This is a genomic window from Streptomyces aurantiacus (assembly GCF_027107535.1).
Lineage (GTDB): Bacteria > Actinomycetota > Actinomycetes > Streptomycetales > Streptomycetaceae > Streptomyces.
Window position 1 is genome coordinate 1,305,956 of sequence record NZ_CP114283.1, and the last position, 21,456, is coordinate 1,327,411.

16 protein-coding genes are annotated in these 21,456 nt (G+C 71.3%); 2 read left to right on the forward strand and 14 right to left on the reverse strand.

The features are described from left to right. Nucleotides 1–67: 67 nt before the first annotated feature. Nucleotides 68–472 (reverse strand): globin, encoded by a 405-nt coding sequence (locus O1Q96_RS07500; protein ID WP_217453559.1) that lies wholly within the window; start codon nt 470–472, stop codon nt 68–70. 214 nt (nt 473–686) lie between these two features. Between O1Q96_RS07500 and O1Q96_RS07505 the strand changes: the two genes are divergently transcribed. Next, entirely contained in the window at nt 687–1,673 is a 987-nt protein-coding gene (locus O1Q96_RS07505; protein WP_269247404.1) for a methyltransferase domain-containing protein, read from the forward strand. Between the two features lie 135 nt (nt 1,674–1,808). On the opposite strand, the gene O1Q96_RS07510 is transcribed toward O1Q96_RS07505, so the two are convergent. The 9 genes from O1Q96_RS07510 to O1Q96_RS07550 all read right to left on the reverse strand — a co-directional run bounded on the left by O1Q96_RS07510 (nt 1,809) and on the right by O1Q96_RS07550 (nt 15,186). Then, the gene (locus tag O1Q96_RS07510; RefSeq protein WP_269247405.1) at nt 1,809–3,215 is read right to left on the reverse strand and encodes an FHA domain-containing protein; all 1,407 of its coding nucleotides are present in this window, start codon (nt 3,213–3,215) and stop codon (nt 1,809–1,811) included. Nucleotides 3,216–3,324: 109 nt separating this feature from the next. Further along, nucleotides 3,325–4,671 carry a vWA domain-containing protein gene (locus O1Q96_RS07515; protein WP_269247406.1) on the reverse strand — a complete coding sequence of 449 codons (1,347 nt, stop codon included), beginning with the start codon at nt 4,669–4,671 and terminating at the stop codon, nt 3,325–3,327. Between the two features lie 115 nt (nt 4,672–4,786). Continuing rightward, nucleotides 4,787–6,202, reverse strand: a complete 1,416-nt coding sequence (locus tag O1Q96_RS07520) for a PP2C family protein-serine/threonine phosphatase (RefSeq protein WP_269247407.1) — start codon at nt 6,200–6,202, stop codon at nt 4,787–4,789. 3 nt (nt 6,203–6,205) lie between these two features. Next, the gene (locus O1Q96_RS07525; protein WP_269247408.1) at nt 6,206–8,854 is read right to left on the reverse strand and encodes a serine/threonine-protein kinase; all 2,649 of its coding nucleotides are present in this window, start codon (nt 8,852–8,854) and stop codon (nt 6,206–6,208) included. Further along, nucleotides 8,851–10,173, reverse strand: coding sequence for a coiled-coil domain-containing protein (locus tag O1Q96_RS07530; RefSeq protein ID WP_269247409.1), 1,323 nt, complete (start codon nt 10,171–10,173; stop codon nt 8,851–8,853). Before O1Q96_RS07530 ends, O1Q96_RS07525 begins: the two co-directional genes overlap by 4 nt. Nucleotides 10,174–10,244: 71 nt before the next feature. Continuing rightward, nucleotides 10,245–11,258, reverse strand: coding sequence for a glutamate ABC transporter substrate-binding protein (locus tag O1Q96_RS07535; protein ID WP_269247410.1), 1,014 nt, complete (start codon nt 11,256–11,258; stop codon nt 10,245–10,247). Nucleotides 11,259–11,272: 14 nt separating this feature from the next. After that, nucleotides 11,273–12,730: a hypothetical protein gene (locus O1Q96_RS07540; protein WP_269247411.1), complete on the reverse strand. Its 1,458-nt coding sequence runs from the start codon at nt 12,728–12,730 to the stop codon at nt 11,273–11,275. 225 nt (nt 12,731–12,955) lie between these two features. Continuing rightward, on the reverse strand, nt 12,956–13,930 hold the full coding sequence (locus O1Q96_RS07545) for an N-acetylglucosamine kinase (RefSeq protein ID WP_217453568.1): 975 nt from the start codon (nt 13,928–13,930) through the stop codon (nt 12,956–12,958). Further along, a complete protein-coding gene (locus tag O1Q96_RS07550) occupies nt 13,921–15,186 on the reverse strand; it encodes a 6-phospho-beta-glucosidase (protein WP_269247412.1) in 1,266 nt (421 codons plus the stop codon). Before O1Q96_RS07550 ends, O1Q96_RS07545 begins: the two co-directional genes overlap by 10 nt. Before the next feature lie 155 nt (nt 15,187–15,341). Here O1Q96_RS07550 and O1Q96_RS07555 point away from each other — a divergent pair, with 155 nt between their 5' ends. Continuing rightward, nucleotides 15,342–16,535: an RNA-guided endonuclease InsQ/TnpB family protein gene (locus tag O1Q96_RS07555; protein ID WP_269247413.1), complete on the forward strand. Its 1,194-nt coding sequence runs from the start codon at nt 15,342–15,344 to the stop codon at nt 16,533–16,535. A gap of 32 nt (nt 16,536–16,567) precedes the next feature. Here the strand turns inward: O1Q96_RS07555 and O1Q96_RS07560 are convergent, their stop codons facing one another. The 4 genes from O1Q96_RS07560 to O1Q96_RS07575 all read right to left on the reverse strand — a co-directional run bounded on the left by O1Q96_RS07560 (nt 16,568) and on the right by O1Q96_RS07575 (nt 21,110). Continuing rightward, nucleotides 16,568–17,464: a carbohydrate ABC transporter permease gene (locus O1Q96_RS07560; RefSeq protein ID WP_269247414.1), complete on the reverse strand. Its 897-nt coding sequence runs from the start codon at nt 17,462–17,464 to the stop codon at nt 16,568–16,570. A 3-nt stretch (nt 17,465–17,467) separates the two neighbouring features. Further along, nucleotides 17,468–18,409 (reverse strand): carbohydrate ABC transporter permease, encoded by a 942-nt coding sequence (locus tag O1Q96_RS07565; RefSeq protein ID WP_269253524.1) that lies wholly within the window; start codon nt 18,407–18,409, stop codon nt 17,468–17,470. A gap of 20 nt (nt 18,410–18,429) precedes the next feature. Continuing rightward, nucleotides 18,430–19,767, reverse strand: a complete 1,338-nt coding sequence (locus tag O1Q96_RS07570) for an ABC transporter substrate-binding protein (protein WP_269247415.1) — start codon at nt 19,765–19,767, stop codon at nt 18,430–18,432. Between the two features lie 128 nt (nt 19,768–19,895). After that, complete coding sequence (locus tag O1Q96_RS07575; RefSeq protein ID WP_269247416.1) at nt 19,896–21,110, reverse strand: ROK family transcriptional regulator; 1,215 nt, start codon at nt 21,108–21,110, stop codon at nt 19,896–19,898. Between the last annotated feature and the right edge of the window lie 346 nt (nt 21,111–21,456).

A 21,456-nucleotide genomic window follows, 5' to 3' on the forward strand; every position in this document is an offset into this window, starting at 1 on the left:
GGTTTGACCGGATCGTGACCGGAATTCGGCGACGCGCGACCGGAATGCGCGCGTCAGCCGTTCCTGCTCAGCTCTCCGTGTTCACCATCGAAGCCGCCGCGTACGTCAGGTAGTTCCACAGCGTGTGCTCGTGCTCCTCGGAGAGACCGAGCTCGTCGACGGCGACCCGCATGTGCTTCAGCCAGGCGTCGTGCGCGGCACGGTCGACGGCGAAGGGGGCATGGCGCATCCGCAGCCGGGGGTGCCCGCGGTTCTCGCTGTACGTGGTCGGGCCGCCCCAGTACTGGATCAGGAACAGCATGAAGCGCTCCTCGGCCGGGCCCAGGTCCTCCTCGGGATACATGGGCCGCAGCAGCGGATCCTCGGCGACGCCCTCGTAGAACCGGTGGACCAGGCGCCGGAAGGTCTCCTCGCCGCCCACCTGCTCGTAGAAGGTCTCCTCCTGAAGCGTGCCGCGCCGAATCTCTTTCACGTCAGTTGGCCCTCACAAAGGTCGCTCCGGTCAGCCCCTGGTCGTTCCGGCCGGGGGTCCCGGGGTCGTCCCCCGGGAAATGCAGCACGCTGTCCATGGTCTCAGACCGGCCGACCGAGGACTTGAGGCTTAGGACCACCGCTGTCGAAGGCCGGATTCCGGGCCGGCCGCCCCCGGCCTCGCCTCCCGGCCCGTCCCGCAGCACAGTGGAGGTATGAGCACGCACGCCCTCGACCACGGGCTGGACGACCTCGCCGCCACGGCGCGGGCGGCACTGGTGCGCCAGATCGACGCGAGCGGCGCCTGGGGCGCCGACCCGGTCTGGCGGGACGCCTTCGAGAGCGTCCCGCGCCACCTCTTCGTGCCCTACTACTACGTGGGCGCGCTGGGCGGCTACGAGCGCAGATGGGGCGAGGACCCCAGCCCGCGCCGGCGCGAGGACTGGGTGCGCGGGGCGTACCTGGACGCCCCGCTGGCCACGCGCGTGCGCGACGGCGAGCTGCTGTCGTCCAGCAGCCAGCCCTCGCTGATGGCGAAGATGCTGACCGAGCTGGAGGTACGGGACGGGGACGCGGTCCTGGAGATCGGCGCGGGCACCGGCTACAACGCGGCGCTGCTCTCCCACCGCCTCGGCGACGACCTGGTCACCACGGTCGACCTGGACGCGGAGATCACCGAGTCCGCACGGCGGCACCTGGCCGCCGCCGGCCACCATCCGACCGTCGTGACCTGCGACGGAGCGCGCGGCTGCCTCGAGCGGGCTCCCTTCGACCGGGTCATCGCGACCTGCACGCTGAGTGCGATCCCGCGTACCTGGCTCGCCCAGTGCCGGCCCGGCGCCCGGATCCTCGCACCGTTCGCCACCGGCCTGATCGCCCTGCGGGTGCGGGACACCGGGCACGCGGAAGGCCGCTTCCTGCACACGTCCGCCTACTTCGTACCCCTGCGCGGCGGCACGCGGACCGAACCGGAGCTCCCGGACGCGGGCCTGGAGGGCCTGCCGCGCCGCGCCACGGACCACGAACTGTTCCGGTTCCTGCTGACCCTCACAGCGGGCGGCCTCGCCCCGGGCGAGGCGTACGCGCTGTGGGAGCACGAGACCTGGCCGGTGCGCGAGCGGTACGGGATCACGGTCGGCGAAGGCCGCACGTGGGCGTGGCTGGACGACCCCGAGGGGCCGCACACCTGGCCACTGCCCTAGCCGCCGTTACACCCGGTCTCTGGCCCGGGACAGGGCAGCCGAACGGCCGGCCGGGTACCGGACGCGACGGCCTCGGCGCCCGCCGGTGCCCTACGGCGTCCGACGGGCACCGGGGCCGGGCCCCGGCCCCGGTGTCTAGCCCCGCCTGATCGTGATCGTCGTCCAGGCGCCCACGTGCACCCGGTCGCCGTCCTGCAGCGGCACGGGGACGAAGGGCTGGATGGGCTCCTCGGCGCCGTTGACCGTGGTGCCGTTGGTGGAGTTCTGGTCGACGACCGCCCAGCTGCTGTCCGGCTGCTGCACGAGGACCGCGTGCTGGTGCGAGACGCCCGGGTCCTCCGGCGGCACCGACAGGTCGATGTCCGGGGTGTCCCCGGTGGAGTGGCGGCGGCGGCCGATCGTGATCTGGTTCCCGGTGAGCGGGCGCTGCTGTTCCGGCGAGTACGCGGGCAGGTTCAGACCCGCGGCCTCCGGCCCGGAGCGCTGCATCATCGCCATGAAGTAGTCACGGTCGGGTCCGATGGTGATGCTCCACGCCAGCGGCTGTTGCTGGTACCCGGGAGGTGCCTGCGTCGAGCCTGGCTGCGGGTAGCCGTATCCACCACCCGGGCCGCCACCGGGTCCGGGCGGTCCACCGGGATTGCCGGGGCCGCCGGTCGACGGCGGCGGGAGCACCCAGTCGTCGTCGCCCCCGAAGGACGGGCCGCCCGGTGCCTGGGGCCGCCCGGTCTCCTGCGGATACCCGGGCGGGGCCGGCGGACCGGCCTGCTGGAAGCCCTGCGGGGCACCGGGGCCAGGACCGCCGGGGCCGCCGGGACCGTTGGGTCCACCGGGCCCGCCGTGACCGCCCTGTCCACCGGGAGGGCCGCCAGGCCCACCAGGCCCACCAGGCCCACCGGGTCCGCCGGGTCCGCCGGGTCCGCCGGGTCCGCCGAATCCGTTCGGGCCACCGGGAGGTCCACCGTGGCCTCCGGGCCCGCCGTAGCCGCCGGGTCCCGGGCCGCCGGGGCCCGGCTGCGGCGGACCCGGCCGTGACGGATCACCGGGGAAGCCCGAGGGGTTCTCGCCGAACGGCGGGATCGGCTCCGCGGGCCGGTTCATCTGCGAGGGCCGGGAGCCCTGGTAGTCGAATCCGCCGTGGGTGGGACCGGGCTGCCCGGGCTGCTGCTGCTGGAAGTGCAGCGCCGGGTTGGGCCCACCGGGGCCCGGGCCGGGACCCGGGGGGCGCGGGGCGGCCGGGGTGTACGAGGTCGCGGTGTTCGTCAGGAAGTTCCACCGGCATTCCTCGCAGAACGGCGCCCCTCCCTCACGCGGGGTACGGCACTGCGGGCACAGCTCCGCCTCGGGCGCCGGGTCGGGCACCGCGGACAGATGGGGGCGGCCGCCCTGGCCGGGGGGCGGGGGCGAACCGGGCGGCGGATAGCCGTAACCGGCCGCCGGGGGCGGCGGAGGTGGCGGGGGCACGGCACCGGCCATGCGGTGACCGCAGACCTCGCACCAGTCGTCGGAACCCGACTGGTGTCCGTTCGGGCAGGTCGGCATGTCGGCGCTTCCCCCTCTCCTGTTCCGGCCCACGGGGGACCGCAATGCGTGCGAACCGCTTACGTACTGCCGCGCGTTACTCACTGCTACGAGTCGTGCGCGTACCGCTCTACTTCTTCACACGAACAGTCTTCGTGGACCGTGTCTCGAGAGTCATCTCGTCGGCCTCCGCGACCTTCGCCTTCAATCGCACAGTACCCGCCGCGGCATCGACCACGTCCACCACCTTCGCAAGCAGTTTCGCCGTATCCGCGTTTCCGGAGGCACTTGCGAGCTGAACCGCGCGGCCCAGCTTGGCCGTTGCCCCGTCGGCATCTCCCGCTTTGCGGGCATCCAGGCCCTGTTGGATGACCTGTGCCAGTTCCGCCTGACCCGTGTAGTGCGCGACCTGCGGGTTGATCGACGTGGACGCCGCCATGTCGTCGGTCCACACGGCCCGTACGAGCCCCTGCGCACCCAGTGACTGTGCCGTGCCGTCGCCCTGCGGGATCACCAGGGAGACACGGGCGGCGAGCATCTCCTGGCCGAGGTCGGCCTCGGGGACCTCGACGCACACGTGGTAGTCCCGTGACTCGTCGCCCCAGGACCCGGTCGGATAGTCCCCGGCGCGCGGCCCCGCCTCGGTGCGGCGGTCGGTCAGCTGCTCGACCGTGGGCGCGACCTGCTTGACGAACTTGATGGAGGTGCCGACCGGGGTCCACAGCCGCAGCGCGACGTCCGCGACCTCCTTGCCCATGGCCGTCTCCATCATCTGCGTGAAGTCGGCGGACAGGCCCGCCGGGTCGGCCACGATGTCGGCGGTGCCGAGCAGCGCGGACGCGATACCGGTGACCTCCTTGACCTCCCAGTCCGTGCCGACGCCTCGCGCGTCACAGGTGAAACGGCCCGCGCAGGCGTCCAGGGCCGCCTTCAGGTCCTCGGGCGACTCGTGTTCGTTGCGGCCGTCGGTGAGCACGATGCCGTGCCGGATGGCGACGTCCGCCGAGGACAGCAGACGGTCGGCGAGCTTCAGCCAGGTGCCGATCGCCGTGCCGCCGCCCGCGCTCAGCTTGCGCAGCGCCTGCTTGGCCTGGTCACGGGTCTGCGCGTCGGCGACGGCGAGCCCGCCGCCGCCCGGGTAGACCTCCTTGGCCACGTGCGTCCCGCCGATCACCGCGAAGTGCACGCCGTCGCGCAGCGCGTCGATCGCGGCGGCCGTCGCGTCCCTGGCGCCGCGCATCTTGGTGGGCGGGTAGTCCATGGACCCGGAGCAGTCGACCATGATCGCCACGGCCGCGTCCGGGCCCTGTCCCGGCGTGTAGAGGTGGGGTGCCGCGACGGCACTCCCGATCGTGCCGCCGCCGGTGGAGGTCACCGTCACGATCGCGTTGACCTCGCGCCCGCCCTCCGGCAGGTACTCGTTCTGGTACACCTCAACCGAGAACTGGGGCACGTTCGACTTCGAGAAATTGGCCATGCCTTCTCTGCTCCCCCTCAGGACTCCCACAGGGCGTGGGTGATGTCGGTAGGCGGACCGGTCCCCTCCGGTCCTGGCCGTGCCGAGGCCGATGCCGTTTCGTACCGCTTCGGCCTCAGGCCGATCCTGCCCCCTGCGGCGGGGCCGGGAACGGCACGACGGCCACTGTTACGTTGTCGTGGCCCCCGCCGTCCAGCGCGTGGCCCACCAGGACCTGCGCGCTGTGCAGTGGCCGGTCCGCGGCGTCGGGCGGGATGACCTCGGCCATTTCCTCGGCCGCCTCCGCGTAGTTCCACAGCCCGTCGGTGCACACCACCACTACACCGGGCCGGTCCGGCTTGAAGGAAGCGGTGTGCGGCTCCAGTTCGTAGGCGTCCGCGCCGAGCCAGCCCGTGATGGCGTGGGCGCGCTGGTCCGCGTACGCCTCGGCCTCGCTCATCAGGCCCGCGGCGACCATCTGGGCCGCCCAGGAGTCGTCCTCGGTGAGCCTGGCCGGCGGCGACGTCCGGTCCACGGGCACCCAGTAGGCGCGGCTGTCGCCGACCCAGCCGATGATCAGCAGGCTGGGGGTGACGATCGCGCCGACGAGGGTGCACGCCGGAGCGTTCACATGCGGCTGGTGCTCCTGGGCCGCAGGGGCGGGGTCCGCCAGGGAGTTGACCGCGTCCGCGGCCGCGAGGATCGCCTCGTGCATGGCCTGCTGCGGGTGGGTGCCGCGGGGCAGGGCCCCCAGGAGCGACTCGTTGGCCGCGCGGGAGGCGGCCAGGGAGGCCTCGTCCGGGCGGGTCGCCGAGGACACACCGTCGCACACGATCGCGACGACCGCGGGCGAGCCGTCGGACAGCGCGGTCGAGGAGACGGTGAACGCGTCCTCGTTGCGGTGGTGGCGCAGACCGCGGTCGCTGACCGCGGCGATCGCGTCCAGTTCCTGCTCCATGTGGTCGCGTTCGCGCGGCTGGGCGTGCCCGCAGTTCTCGCAGTAGCCGTCCCGGTCGACCTGGCCCGCGCGGCAGGCCACGCAGACCTTCAGGCCGGCGCCCGCCGTCGCTACGTCGGCCGCCCGCGGATCCGCGGGCGGCGCCTCGGGAGGCAGGGGAGCGGCGAGCGGGTACTCGTCCGGTTCCGCCGGCGCCTGGGCCGGCCCGTGCGCCGAAGGCTGGGAGGGCGGTTGGGCATGCGGTGGTGCCGGTGCCGGTGCCGGTGCCGGTGCCGCGGCGGACGGCTGGGTCGGCCGGTCGAAGCGCACGCCCGGGCTGTCGGAGCCGCCCGACTCGCGTCCCTCCAGATCCGTCGGCAGGACCATGGCGGCCGGTGTGTCCGAACCGGCCGGCTCGGGTGCGACCGGCCAGTCCACGGAGGCGACGGCCGGGGGAGGCTGTGGCGCCGAGCCGTTCATCGCGATCGTGGGGTTGTCGTCCGGCGGCGCTGGTACGGCCGACAGGTCGTACCCGCACGCACCGCAGAAACGGTCTCCCGACTCCAGCGGTTCCTCACAGCTGGGGCAGGCGGCCAATTGGGGCATCTGCGACATGAATTACACCCACGTCCGGGGGCGGTAGCGGTTGGCGCGCTCCACCAGTTCGATCCTCTCCTCGCCACCCTGGGCGAGCCGGGCCAGTGTCCGGTACGAGCGCTCCAGACCGAAGCGCAGACCCCGCTCGTCCAGGTCACTGCCGAGCAGTACGGTCCGCGCACCGGCACTCGGCGGTACGGAACCCTGGATACCGGAGAGTACCCAGTCCAGGGCGCAACCAAGGACCTCTGTGGACAACTGCTCGCGGCGCACCGCGTCCAGGCCGTACCCGTCCAGGGCCTCGACCTGGGCCGCGGCCGAGGTCAGGTCGTCGAGGAACGGCGCGTCCGGACCCCCGGCACCCGGTGGCCCCTGCCCGTGCGCCGCCGGGCCGGGAGCTCCTGGGGCGGGCGGGACCAATGGGGCCGGCTCGGCCAGGCGCTGCCTCAGCCGCGCCCGGACGGCGGCGACCCGCGCGGCCGTGTAGTGGATCGAGGCCTCCGGCACCGACTCCAGCGTCCGTACGGCCCCCCGGCGGTCGCCCGCCGCGAGCTGGACACGGGCCAGGCCGAACGCGGCGCTCACATAGCTCGGGTCGGTCGTCCACACCAGCCGGTAGTACTCGGCGGCGTTGTCCAGCTGGCCGAGGACCTCCGCGCACAGGCCGAGGGCCAGCTTCGGCGCGGGCTCGCCCGGGAACGCGTCGTAGACCGCGTCGAAGGACACCGCCGCGACCTCGTGGTCGCCGGTGGCCAGCGCCGCCACGCCCCGGTACCAGACCACCCGCCAGTCGTCGGGATGGTCCGTCTCCAGGGCCTCGAGCGTCCTGGTCGCGGGCTGGAACTCGCCCATCTCCAGTCGGGCCCGCAGCTCGCGCAGCCGCAGCTCCAGGGAGCCGGTGGGCGCCGCGTGCAGCGCGGTGATCAGCTCCGTGGGCGCGGACGCCATGAGCCCGGCCAGGAACCCGGCGTTCGGATCGGCGGGATCGACGTGGGGGACCGGGAGGGCGAGCGCGGCGGCCGCGGTGTTCAGCGGCTTGACGAGGGAGGCCGCAGCGGGCGCGAGGGCCCGTGAACCGTTCGCCCCGGCCGTCAGCGCCTGCGCGCCTCTCTTCTCCCGTACGGGCACGACCCGTACCCCCAGCCGCGACACGTCCCCGTCCAGCCTGCCGAACAACTCCGTGTCCGTGACCTTCAGTTCGGGACCGAACAGCGTGGACAGCGCGGGCCGCGCCCGGCCCGTCTGCACGGAGACCACCTCGCGCAGCACACCCGTCAGCTGCTCGGCCATCTCCTGCGCGGAGGCGAACCGGCGGGCCGGGTCGGGGTCGGTGGCCCGCACGAGCAGCCGGTAGAAGGACTCGTAGGTGCGGAAGACCTCGATGTGGTCGGGGTCGGGCAGGGAGTCCACGAACACGTTCGTGTAGCCCTGGAAGTCGAAGGTCAGCACCGCCAGGGTGCGGGCCACCGTGTAGAGGTCGGAGGCGACCGACGGGCCCACCTCGGCGACCTCCGGGGACTGGTAGCCGACCGTGCCGTAGATGGCCGACTCGTCGTCGTCCATCCTGCGCACGGCGCCCATGTCGATGAGCTTGAGCTGGTCCTCGGTCTGGATCGCGTTGTCGACCTTGAAGTCGCAGTACAGGAGGTTGCGGCTGTGCAGGTGGCCGAGCGCCTCAAGCGCCTCGATGCCGTACGCGCAGGCCTGCTCCACCGGCAGCGGGTCACGCTTCCCGGCGGCGTTGCGGCGGCCGTTGGCGATCTCCTTGAGGGACTTGCCACCGACGTACTCCATGACGATGTAGCCGTCGAGGGAGCCGGTGCGCTGATCGAGGTGCTCCACGAAGTTGTAGATCCGCACGATGTTCGCGTGCTCGATCTCGGCGAGGAAGCGGCGCTCGGAGATCGCGGCGGCCATGGCGTCCTGGTCGCCCGTGTCGAGGAGGCCCTTGAGAACCACCCAGCGGTCGGACACGGCCCGGTCGACAGCCAGATAGACCCAGCCGAGTCCGCCGTGCGCGAGGCAGCCCACGACCTCGTACTGGCCGTGCACGATGTCACCGGACTGCAGCTTCGGCACGAACGAGTACGGGTGACCGCACTTGGTGCAGAAGCCCTCCGTGCGGCCGGAACGCTCACCACGCGAACGCCCCACCGAGGCCCCGCAGTCGGAGCGCGAGCAGAACCGCTTCCGCTCGGGAACCTCGGGGTTCTCCTGGACCATCGCGCGCGGGTCGGGCCGCGGCACGCCCGGGACCTGCACGAGGCCCACGCCGAGCCGGCCGCGGCTGGAGGACCCGGCCGCCGAACCGGAACTGCGCACCGACACCGAACGGCCCGTCGAGCGGCCCGAGACGGACCGCGACAGACGGCCCGAGACCGAACGCCGGGACTGGGCCGACCGCGACGAGGAGCGGGACGACGCCCGGGAGCTGGCGCGCGAACTGCCGCTGGCGGAGCCGCGTGAGCCCTTGCCGCCCCCCGTGATCCCGGTCGCCGGCGACCCCACCATGCCTCCCCCGGAGGAGGGCCCCCCGGACGAGACGACCGGTGCCAGGCCGCAGGTGTCGCAGTACAGCTCGCCGCCACCCATGTCCTCGTACGAGCCCGTGCAGCCGGGCCGCTGGCACTGCTTGTGCTGACTCTGCCGAGTTTCGTTCGACTGACTCATGACTCCCCCCTCCGGTCCTGTGGTCCGCCGTGGCCCGGGATCCTGGGCACCAGCAGTTCGGCGGCCGCCTGCTGGTAGCGCAGCACCGCCTGTTCCGCCACACGCAGGTCGCAGGGCGCGCTCCACAGCATGCGGCGTGCCGCGTCGTACCGCTCCACGAGCAGCGGGTCCTCGGCGAAGCCGTGCCGCGCGACCTTCGCCTTGTACGCGTCGAGACGGCCGCGCAGCTCCGCGCGGACCGCGAGCGGCGCGGTGACCGCGGTCAACGACTCGCGGGCGCGCAGCAGTTCGTCCTCGGCCTTCTCCTCCAGCGACTCCAGGAGCGGCGAGAGGCGGTGCCACTGCGCGTGCCTGCGGTACTCGGAGGCCGCCGCCAGCTGCTCCTGCAGGGCGGTCGGCGGGCCGCTCACCGCGGGCACCTCGGACGCGGCGATCTTCGCCAGTACCTCGCCGCGCGCATTCCTCGCCTCGGCCAGCGTGCGGTCCGCGCGGCTCAGCACGTCCCGCAGCCGCACCAGCCGCGCCTCCGCGTCCTGCCGCACCGTGAGCACGGCGTCGATCTCGCGGCGCACCTCTTCCAGGGCGCGCGCCTGACGGTCGTAGCGCGTGGTGTCGGGCCGGCCGCCGCCCGGCGCCGAACTGCCCTGCGCGGGCACCCAGAAGGCCAGCGGATCGGACACCACCTGCTCACGCAGGGACGTCAGCGTGCGCGTGATCCGCTCCAGGTCGTCGCCCGACGGGTGCTCGCCGGGCCGTACGCCCACGGAGTGCGCGAGACGCCGGGTGCGCTGCAGCTCCGCGGCCAGCAGGTCTATCCGGGCGGGCAGCGCCGACCACACGGCGTCGGCCGCGACGACCATGTCCAGCGACGACGCGTACAACTCGTTCATCCGGTCCACGAGTTCGGCGAGGGTGAAGCGCTCGCTGAGCTTGCCCGTGCCCGCCATCGTGGGGGCGGCCGCCGTGGCGGAGGTGCTGCCGGCCACCGTGACGCTCTCGCCGCGCAGCAGCTCCGTCAGTTCCACCAGGTCCTCGCGGCTCGACCAGCGTCTGCGGGAGCGGATCCCCCGCGCGGTGCGCAGCGCGTCCGCGTAGGCGTCGAAGTACGCCCACAGCAGGGTGATCGACGCTTCGGCGGTCTGCCAGCGGTCGTCCGTGGTGCCCGTGAGCTCGGCGCCTTCGAGGAGTCTGCGGCCCGCGTGGTCCTGAAGGGCGAGGAGCGAGGTCTCGATGGCCTCGTGCTCCGCGCCGAGCCGCGCCAGCGCACGGTCCACCTCGTCCCGGTCCAGTACCGGCCCGGAGGGTCCCGTGACGCCCATCGATCACCCCTCGCTTCTTGGTACTTGCCCTGTCGCTGTCACTGCCGCCGTGTGCGCTGTGCCGGTGTCGCCTACTTGTACTGGACCGGAGGAGGCCCGTCGCTCCCGCCGAGCGTTCCGGCGAGCCAGGTGTCGTACGACTTCTGCCAGCCGTCCTTGCGGTAGTCCACCAGGATCTGGTTGACCCGGCGCACCAGATCGGGAGCCTTCAAGTTCATCGCCACTCCGTAGTACTCGTCCGTGAGCGGCTTGCCCTTGAGCTCGACCGTGGGGTCCTGCGCGGCCTGACTGGCGGCGAGCGCGCCGTCGGTGACCACGGCGTCCACCTCACCGAGCTGCAGCCTCACCAGGCAGTCGAGCTGGTTCGGCACGGTGACGCCGATGTCGGCGGACTTGGGGATGACACCGCTCGCCTTGTCCGCTTCCAGCTTGTCGAGGGCGATCGAGCCCGACGCCGAGCAGATCCGCTTGTCCGCGAGCGTGTCGTCGTATCCCTTGATGTCCGACTTCTTCGGTGCGAGCACCTGCTGGCCGGTCTCGAAGTAGGGCGACGAGAAGGCCACCTGATCCAGCCGGTCACAGTTGATCGTCATGGTGCGCACCACCATGTCGACCTTCCCGTCCTGGATCGCCGGGATGCGCTCGTTGGTCGGGATGGCCTTGAAGCGGACGTTGTCCTTCTTCTTGCCGACGATCTCGTCCGCGATCGCCTGCGCCAGGTCGATGTCGAAGCCCTCCAACTGGGCGCCGCCCGACGTGTTGTTCGGGTCGCGGTAGCCCCAGCGGTAGCTGTTCTGGTCGACGCCGACGGTCAGGTGACCGGCGTCCTTGATCCGTTGGATCGTTGCCCCGTCCTGCGGGCCGGAGTCCGGCGCCGGACTCTGGTCCTGGGGGTTCTTGCAGTCCTCGGCCCTGGTCTGCGAGGCCTGGGCCACACCCCGGCCGTCGGCGTCCGTGGTGCCTTCCCCGCGGGTCTGGGACACCGGCAGCAGAAGGGCGAACACCGCCGCGAGGGCGCAGACGACCGCCATCGCCGCCACTCCGCCCCAGCCCCTCGGACTGGTCCGCAAACGCTGTGTGTTCATCGCCGTGCCCCCTCTCACCGGTACTCCGACAGCCTGCGTCCGATGCCGAGCAGCGCGCCGGCGGCGGCCAGTACGGCGAGCACCGCGGCGCCCACCACGAGGCCGTTCATCGCGCCCCGGCCGTCCCCGGCCGCCTGCTTGAACTCGGCCTGCTCGTGCTTGATCGCGTCGTCGAGTGCCAGGTCGACCTTGTCGAAGCACTCGCCCGTGGGCTTCTTGTCGTTGGAGCCGATCACCCGGTCCAGCGCGCCCTGGTAGTTGCCCAGGTTGTCCTGTTCACGGGCTTCCGTGTGCCGTTCCTTCCAGACCTTCATGTTGGCCGTGGCGGCCTCGACCGGCTTCGTGCCCGCGCTGTTGTCGGCGAGGCCCTCGGCGGCGGCCAGCTTCGTGGTGAGGAGCTTCATCTGCAGCTTGAAGTCGTGGTCGAAGGCGTCCACGACCTCCGCGTCCGGGCCCGTGCCCAGCTTCACGGTCTCTGCGCCCCGGGCGACCAGCGTGAGGTTCTCGTTGCCCCGGGCCTTGAGCGAGGCGATCCGGGCGTCGTTCAGCGTGTTCAGCGAGCGGACCGCGTTGTCGTACGAGTCGTTCAGCCCGGCCCGGGCGACACTGTGGCCGACCACCAGCCACAGCAGGACGACCGTGGAGGCCGCGGTGGCGGCGACCAGTCCGTGGTTCAGCACCCGGTTCGTACGGCGGTAGTTGCGGTGCTGGGCCCAGCCGAGGCCGCCGATGGCCAGGACGCCGACGCCGATCGCGATCCACGGGTACGGCGTCGCGTCGTCGTAGTCGGACCGCAGCCGCTGGTTCTCCACCGTGTAGAGACGCTCGGCGTCCTCGAGCATCACCTGCATCTTCGCGTTGGCGTACCGCAGGTAGGCGCCGCCGAGGGGGAAGCCCTGACGGTTGTTGGCCCGGGCGCGCTCCACGAGACCCTTGTACTCGGGCAGCATCGTGTTCAGCTTGGTGATCGTCTTCTCCGAGGCGGAGCCCGGCTCGGAGTTGGCGGCCGCGGTCACCAGCTTGTCCGCGGCGATGTCGATGTCCCGCTCGTACCGGTCGCGGGAGGTCTTCGTCTCCTGGCCGCCCGCGAGGAAGCCGCTGGACGCCGCCGTGTTGGCGTCGGCGAGGGAGCGGTAGATGTCCGCGGCGTCGGCGCTCAGCGGCTGGCTGCTGTGCAGCACGTCGTCCGCGGCGGCCGACCGGTCCGCCATCTCCCAGGCGGTGATCGCCCCGAACGCGACGACGAGGAGGGCCAGCACCGCGCCGATGATGCGCAGCCGGCCGGGCTCGGTGGTCGCCGCGGCCCGCAGCTGGTCGACGCCCTCCGCCCACGCCGTACGGCGTGGGGGCGCGACCTCGGGAGCGCCGGGACGGCCCTGCGGCCCGGGCGGCGGAGCCTGTGGCGGGACCACGGGCATCGTGGGCGCCGGCATCCCCGGTGGCGCCGCCGTGCCCTGCTGCTGGTACGTCACTCGACCTCCCCCATGGTCATCGCCGGTCACCTCCTCCCGGCGCCGGGAGGCACGGGAAGAGGAGCACGGCCGCAAGTATCGCCGCCGGGACCGACATCCGCACAGGCCTTGACTCGATCTTGTTCCGATCACGAGCCAGACCTTGCCCGGATACGGCACAGCGAAGATCCCGCACCACCCCTGCCCATGAATACGCCAACCCGAACTGTTCGGTTCCCAGCGTGCTCAGACCACCTCGTAAAACTCCCGTACGCGGGCGTGCGCCCGGGCCGGGGCACCCTCGTGGTCGAGTCCGAGGAGCGCCGACCCGAGGACCGGCCGGGCGGTGACGACCCGGGGCGCGGCCTTGGGGGCCCGCTCGGCCAGCAGCTCCCGTACGCGGTCGTCGAGTTGGGGGTGGCGGGCGGCCAGCACACCGCCGCCGAGCAGGACCGGCGCCTCCTCGTCCAGCAGGTCGAGCCGGGCCAGGGCGACGACCGCCATGCTCACGATCTCGTCCGCCAGCCGGTCGACGAGCGCGCGGGCGACCGGGTCGCCGTCCGCGGCCGTGGCGAACAGGACCGGCGTCAGCTCATGGCGCCGGACGTCCTCGATGTGCTCCAGGTGCAGGGCCTCGATCAGCTCGTACATCGTGGTGAGGCCGAAGTGGGCGGGCAGGGTACGGGCCAGCGCGGTGGCGCCCCCGCGACCGTCCTCGGCGCGCGCCCCGTGCCACAGGGCCTCCTCGGCGAGGCCCCAGCCCCCGCCCCAGTCGCCGGAGACCCGGCCGAGGGCGGGGAAGCGGGCGACCCGGCCGTCGGGGCGCATGCCCACGCAGTTGATGCCCGCACCGCACACCACGGCGACGCCCCGCGGTTCCTCGACCCCGGCGCGCAGGATCGCGAAGGTGTCGTTGCGGACCTCCACGGTCGCCCCCCACGCACGCGCGTGCAGAGCGGCGGCCAACTGTTCCTCCTCCACGGGCAGATCGGCGTTGGCGAGGCACGCGGAGACATGGTCCACGGCGGTGACGCCCGCCTCGGCGAAGGCCCGGCCGACGGCCTCGGCGAGGGTGTCCACCGCCTGCCGGACACCCACGGCGGGGGGCCGGAACCCGCCGCCGCGCGCCGTGGCGAGCACGCTCCCGTCGGCCGCCACGACCGCGACGTCGGTCTTGCTGTTCCCCGCGTCGACGGCGAGGACCCTTGCGGTCACGCCCACGCGAGGTGCTCCCGGTTGTGCGCGATCAGCCGGTCGGTGAGGGCGTCGGCGTACGCGTACTGGCCGACCAGGGGGTGGGCGAGCAGCGCCCGGAACACCCGCTCACGGCCGCCGCGCAGCGCGGCCTCCAGGGCCAGGTCCTCGTACGCGGTGACGTTCGCCATCAGCCCCGCGAACAGCGGGTCCACCGGCTCCACCGGCAGCGGAGCGGCCCCCGGGTGCCCGACCGCCGCCTGGACCTCGATCACGGCGTCGTCGGGCAGGAACGGCAGCGTCCCCCGGTTGTACGTGTTCACCACCTGGTACGGGCTCCCGCCCCCGCCCAGCAGGGACGAGGCGAGGTCGACGGCGGCCTCCGAGTAGTACGCCCCGCCCCGCTTCGCCAGCAGCGCCGGCTTCTCGTCGAGCGCCGGGTCGCCGTACATCGTCAGCAACTCACGCTCCATCTCCGCGACTTCCGCGGCCCGCGACGGCTTCGTACCCAGCTCTCGTACGACCTCGTCGTGCGCGTAGTAGTAGCGCAGGTAGTAGGACGGGACGACGCCCAGGCGGTCGAGGACGCCGCGGGGCAGGCGCAGGTCGTCGGCGAGGGCGTCGCCGTGTCCGGCGAGCAGCTTCGGCAGCACGTTCTCGCCCTCGGGGCCGCCGAGTCGCACATGGGTTTCCCAGGTGAGGTGGTTGAGGCCCACATGGTCCAGGTGCACATCGGCGGCGGCGACACCGAGCATCGCGGCGAACTTCCGCTGGAACCCGATCGCCACGTTGCACAGTCCGACCGCCTTGTGGCCGGCCTGGAGGAGCGCGCGGGTCACGATGCCGACGGGATTGGTGAAGTCGATGATCCAGGCGTCCGGGTTGGCACGCCGGACGCGCTCGGCGATGTCGAGCACCACCGGGACCGTACGCAGCGCCTTGGCGAGGCCGCCCGCGCCGGTGGTCTCCTGGCCGACGCAACCACACTCCAGCGGCCACGTCTCGTCCTGGTTGCGGGCCGCCTGGCCGCCCACGCGGAGCTGGAGCAGCACGGCGTCGGCGCCGTCGACCCCCGCGTCGAGGTCGTCGGTCGTGGTGATGCGCCCCGGGTGCCCCTGCTTGGCGAAGATCCGCCGGGCCAGGCCGCCGACGAGCTCCAGACGGTCGAGCGCCGGGTCGACGAGGACCAGCTCCTCGATGGGCAGGGTCTCCCGCAACCGCGCGAATCCGTCGATGAGTTCAGGGGTGTAGGTGGAGCCCCCGCCCACTACTGCGAGTTTCATCGGGTTGCCTCCATAGATACTCCGGCTATTGCGCCGGAGAGGAAAAGGGCTCTTGCGGAGCAGAGCAATGAGCTGCAATTCGCCGTCAGGGCGGATCGCACTGCTCCGGCCGACAGTGTCTGGTCTTTACATGTGGCCACGCTAGTTTGTGAAGCATGGCGACTTTCCATGTGAAGCGGGCATTCAAGTACCGCTTCTACCCGACCGATGCGCAGGCGGCAGAGTTGTCGCGCACGTTCGGATGCGTGCGGAAGGTCTACAACCTGGCGCTGGAAGCCCGTACGCAGGCCTGGCAGCAGGGGAAGCGGGTCAACTACAACGCCACCTCGGCGATGCTGACGGCGTGGAAGAAGAGCGAGGAACCGGCCTATCTGTCCGACGTCTCCTCGGTGCCGCTCCAGCAGTGCCTTCGGCACTTGCAGGGCGCGTTCGTCATCTTCTGGGAGAGGAGGGGCAAGTACCCGCGCTTCAAGTGCCGGAAGAAGTCGCGTCGCTCGGCTGAGTGCACCAGCTCGGCGTTCCGGTACCGGGATGGGCAGCTGACCCTGGCCAAGATGCGGGAACCGCTGGACATCCGTTGGTCCCGATCGCTCCCCGAGGGAATGCAGCCCTCGACTGTGACGGTCTCGCAGGACAGTGCGGGGCGCTGGTTCGTCTCGATCCTGTGTGAGGACCCCGGCGTGAAGCCGCTGGCCGCCACGGATGCGGCGGTCGGCATTGACGCGGGCCCGGACCACCTTCTGACTCTCTCGACCGGTGAGAAGATCGCCAATCCGAGGCACGAACGCAAGGACCGTACCCGGCTGGCGAAGGCGCAGCGCAAGCTGGCGAACAAGGCGGAGGGTTCGGGGAACCGGGGCAAGGCCCGGCGTGAGGTCGCCAAGATCCACGCCCGGATCGCTGACCGGCGCCGCGACAACCTCCACAAGATCACCACTCGTCTCGTGCGTGAGAACCAAACGCTCGTGATCGAGGACCTGACCGTACGAAACATGGTCAAGAACAGGAAACTCGCCCGCGCCATCTCGGATGCGGCGTGGTCGGAGTTCCGGAGCATGCTGGAGTACAAGGCCCGCTGGTACGGGCGTGAGGTGGTCGCCGTTGACCGGTGGTTCCCCTCTTCCAAGCTGTGCTCCACCTGCGGCAGCCTGCAGGACAAGCTGCCGCTGAACGTCCGCACCTGGACGTGCGACTGCGGAATCGTCCATGACCGGGACGTGAATGCAGCGAAGAACCTTTTGGCGGCCGGAGGGGCCGTGACAGTCTGCGGAGCTGGTGTAAGACCTCAACGGAGTTCTCCGGGCGGGCAGTCGGCGATGAAACAGAAAGCTCAACGGCGCGAGCCGTGAGAATCCCTCTCCTCAGGAGGGGGAGCGTCAAATCAACCCTTCACTCCGGTGAGCGTGACGCCCTCGACGAACGCCTTCTGCGCGAAGAAGAACACGAGGATCACGGGGGCCATGACCAGGACGGTCGCGGCCATCGTCAGGTTCCAGTCGGTGTGGTGCGCGCCCTTGAAGGACTCCAGGCCGTAGCTCAGGGTCCAGGCGCCGGGATTCTCGGACGCGTAGATCTGCGGCCCGAAGTAGTCGTTCCAGGCGTAGAAGAACTGGAAGAGCGCGACGGCGGCGATTCCCGGCCTGGCCATCGGCAGCACGACCTTCAGCAGGGTCCTGAGGTCCCCGCAGCCGTCGACCTTCGCCGCGTCGATGTACTCGTTCGGGATCGTCATCAGGAACTGCCGCAGCAGGAAGATGGAGAACGCGTCGCCGAACGCCATCGGGATGATCAGCGGCCACAGCGTGCCCGACAGATCCAGCTGCTTCGCCCAGAACAGGTACATCGGGATGATGACGACCTGGGGCGGCAGCATCATCATCGAGATGACCAGCATCAGCGACAGGTTCCGGCCGCGGAAGCGGAACTTGGCGAGCGCGTACGCCACCGGGACGGAGGACGCGACCGTCAGGGCGGTGCCGGCGCCCGCGTACAGCAGGGTGTTCTTCCACCAGGTGAGGAAGCCGGGTGTGTCGAACACCTTGGTGTAGTTGCCCCACTCCCAGGTGTCCGGGACCAGGTCCCGGCTCAGTGTCTGGGAGTCGCTCATCAGTGAGGTCAGCACGACGAACACGAAGGGCAGGACGAAGAACAGGGCGGCCGCGACGCCGAGCGCGTGCACGGCGATCCACTCCAGGAGGGCCTTGCGGCGGGCGGTCCGCTCGGCGGGGGTGGCCGGCGGCGCCCCCAACTCCACGGGCTTGTCGAGTACTTGGGTCATGGGTCAGTCACCTGCCTGGATGAGACCGCCCCGGCGCCGCATCAGGAACGCGGTGAACGCCATGGACAGGGCGAACAGCACCAGCGCGACCACGCACGCGGAGCCGTAGTCGAAGCGCTGGAAGCCGAGGTTGTAGACGAGCTGCGGCAGGGTGAGCGTCGACTTGTCGGGGTATCCCGGTTCGAACTGCTGGCCCGAGCCGCCGATGATCCCGGAGGCGACCTTTCCCGCGACCAGCGGCTGCGTGTAGTACTGCATCGTCTGGATCACGCCGGTGACCACCGCGAACATGATGATCGGCGAGATGTTCGGCAGCGTCACGAACCGGAACCGCTGCCAGGCGGACGTGCCGTCCAGCTCGGCGGCCTCGTACTGCTCCTTCGGTACGTCGAGCAGCGCGGCCATGAAGATGACCATCAGGTCGCCGACGCCCCAGAGGGCGAGCATGGTGAGGGCGGGTTTGGACCAGGTGGCGTCCGTGAACCACCCGGGGGTCGGCAGACCGAGGTCGCCGAGCACCGAGTTGACCGGTCCGGTCCCCGGGTTGAGCAGGAAGACGAAGGCCAGCGTGGCCGCGACGGGCGGCGCGAGGTAGGGCAGGTAGAACAGGGTGCGGAAGACACCCGCCCCGGTCTTGATCTTCGTGATCAGCAGGCCGATGCCCAGGCCGAAGACGACCCGGAACGTGACCATGACGAGCACCAGCCACAGGGTGTTGCGCAGCGCCGGCCAGAACATCGGGTAGTCGTTGAAGACGTAGTTCCAGTTCTCCAGCCCCCGGAAGACCGGGACACCGAAGCCGTCGTACTTCATGAACGAGAAGTACACGGTGGAGATCAGCGGGTACGCGAAGAAGACGCTGAAGCCGATGAGCCACGGCGACATGAAGGCGGCCGTGCGCAGAGCCTGCTTCCTGCGTTTCGTACGCAGCGTGAGCGTGGCCACGGAAGGCGTGGACATGGCCGCTACTTCGCCTGCTCGATGTCACGGTCGATCTGGTCGGCGGTCTTCTTCAGACCGGCCTTCAGATCCTTCGCCTTGCCGGACTCGTACTGGTAGCCGAAGTCCTGCAGCGTCGTCTGGTAGGTCGAGCCGTTGACGGAGGCCGGCGGGGTGTTGGAGTGCGGGTTCTGCGCGATGTCCAGGAAGGTCTTGAAGCCCGGGTCGACCTTCAGGTCGGGCGACTTCAGGGCGGCGAACGTGGACGGCACGTTGTGGATGGCGTTGGCGAAGGAGACGACGGCCCCGGTGTCGGTCGTCATGTACTTCATCAGTTCCCAGGCCGCGTTCTGCTTCTTGCTCTGCGGAGCGATCCCCATGATGGTGCCGGAGAGGAAGCCCTTGCCGTACTCGTCGACCTCGTCGTCGGCGACGGGCATCGGCGCCGTGCCGATGCCGAACTTCACGCCCGCGTCCTTCGCCATGCCGAGCCGCCACTCGCCGTCGAGCTGCATGGCGACCTGGCCGGTCTGGAAGGGGTGCTTGGCGCCCCACTCGTCACCGAACGTGTTGCGGTACTTCTCCAGCTTCTGGAAGCCGCCGAGGTCGTCGACGAGCTCCTTCTGGTACGTGAACATCTCGGCGAAGGCCGGGTCCTCGGCGATGGCGGACTTGCCGTCCTTGCCGAAGTAGGAGTGGTCCCACTGGGACATGTAGTGGTCCACCACGGTCTCGTAGCCGTGGTAGTTGGGCATGAAGCCGAGCTGCTCGTACGAGTCGCCCTTGGTCTTCGTCAGCTTCTCGGCGACCTTCGCGAACTCGGACCACGTCTTCGGCGGAGCCTTGATGCCGGCCTGCTCGAACGCGTCCTTGTTGTAGTAGAGGCCGTACGCGTCGCCCAGGAGCGGCATCGCGCAGCGCGTGCCCTCGAACTGGGTGTACTCCAGCATCGGCTTCGGGATGATCTTGTCGAGGTCGAGCTTCGACTTCTCGATGAACGGCTCGAGGTCGGCGAAGGCGCCGGACGAACAGAACTTGCCGACGTTGGACGTGGTGAACGACGACACCACGTCGGGCCCGTTGGAACCGCCGGCGCGCAACGCCTGGTTGAGCTTGTCGTCGTTGATGTTGCCGACGACCTTCACCTTGATGTTGGGGTGCGCCTTCTCGAAGCGGTCGATGTTCGCCTGGACGGCCTTGACCTCGGCGGGCGCGCTCCAGCCGTGCCAGAACGTGATCGTGGTCTCGGCGTTCGGGTCGTCCGTGGCGCCGGTGTCGGACTGGCCGGTACAGCCGGTGGCGAGCAGGGCGATGGAGGCGGACGCGGCGAGCGCTGCGGCCGCTTTTCGGGATATTCCGGGCATGGCAGGGTCTCCCTAGGACGGGACGGGGCTGGACGGTGTGGGAGTGGAGCTACTCGACGCGCGGGTGCCGGGCTGCGGGTACGGGCGTGGCCCGCGGGTCGAGGGGTCGGGGAGTGCGGGCTACGGGCTCAGTGGGCCGAGGTGTCGAAGACCTCGTCACGGGTGGCCGCGAGCGCGCTCTCCAGCGCGCCGCGCAGCACGGGGTGTTCGTGGACGTCGCCGACGACGAGGCGTGGCCGGGACGCGGCCAGCTCCTCCAGCTCGGCCTGCACCAGTGCGCGCAGGGGTTCGCCGCCCCTGCTGAGCGAGGCGCCGCTGAGGACGACGAGTTCGGGGTCGAGGACGGAGACGAGCGAGGCGAGACCGGTGGCGAGCCCCGTCGCGTACGTCTCCAGCAGCTGCCGGTGGGCGCCCGCGTTGATGTCCGCGGCCTGCCCGACGAGTTCGGCGGCGACTTCGGAGTACGGCCCCGTGGGTACGGGCCGGATACCGAGTTCGCGGGCCAGCTTCGGGATGGCCTGGGAGCCGGCCAGCTCCTGGTAGCCACCGCTGTTGGCCTTGGTGACGTGCCGTACGAGGGGTGCGCCGGGCACGGGGAGGAAGCCGACCTCGCCGGCGCCGCCGGTCCAGCCGCGGTGCAGCCGGCCGCCGAGCACCAGGGCCGCGCCGAGGCCGCCCTCGTTCCACAGCAGGACGAAGTCCTCGTGGCCCCGGGCCGCACCGAGCCGCTGTTCGGCGACGGCGGCCAGGTTGACGTCGTTCTCGTACTCGACGGGCATCGGCAGTGCCGCCGCGAGCTCGTCGAGCAGGGCGGGGGAGTGCCAGCCGGGCAGGTGGGAGGCGTAGCGCAGCCGGCCCGTGTTCGGGTCGAAGGCGCCGGGGGTGCCGATGACGAGCCGCTGGATGTCGGCCCGGGCGAGTCCCGCCTCCTTCACCGCCCCGTCAAGGGCGTCGGTGACCTGCCGCACGACGGTGTGGGCGGCGCGCCGGCCGGGGGTGGGCAGTTCGTACTCGCCCACCGTCCGTCCGGTGACGTCGGCGACGGCGGCGAGGATCCGCTCGGGCGTCACGTCGAGCCCGGCGGCGTACGCGGCGGCCGGGTTGACCGCGTACAGCTGCGCGTTGGGGCCGGGCCGTCCCTCGCTGGTGCCGGTGACGACGACGAGTCCCGCCGCCTCCAGCCGGGCGAGCAGCTGGGAGGCGGTCGGCTTCGACAGGCCGGTCAGCTTGCCGATGCGGGTCCGGGACAGCGGACCGTGCTCCAGCAGGAGGTCGAGCGCGGCACGGTCGTTCATGGCGCGCAGGACGCGTGGGGTGCCCGGCGTACCGGAGGTTCCTGCCATGACGTGTCGACACCTGCCTTTCGGCTGCCCAGCTTCCCAGCGTGGTTACCGGGAAGTCCACCGAGGGATCACTGTTAGGAAACTTTCCTATCGATGGGAGGAAGGTAGGCCGGGGGTGGGGGAGGCGTCAATACCGGCCACTGGCGGGAAGCGAAGTCGTTACCTGGCGCGTCCGCGGCACAGGGCCCGGCGGGCGACGGGAGCGGCGCGGGACGGCCACGTGACACGGACGGCGAGCGTCGGAGGGCGGCGGGGAGTGGCGGACGGGCGGGGGCGGCAGGTGTGGTGCGGAGGCACGCATACGTGTGGGGCGGCCCCGGATCGCTCCCGGGGCCGCCCCACACGT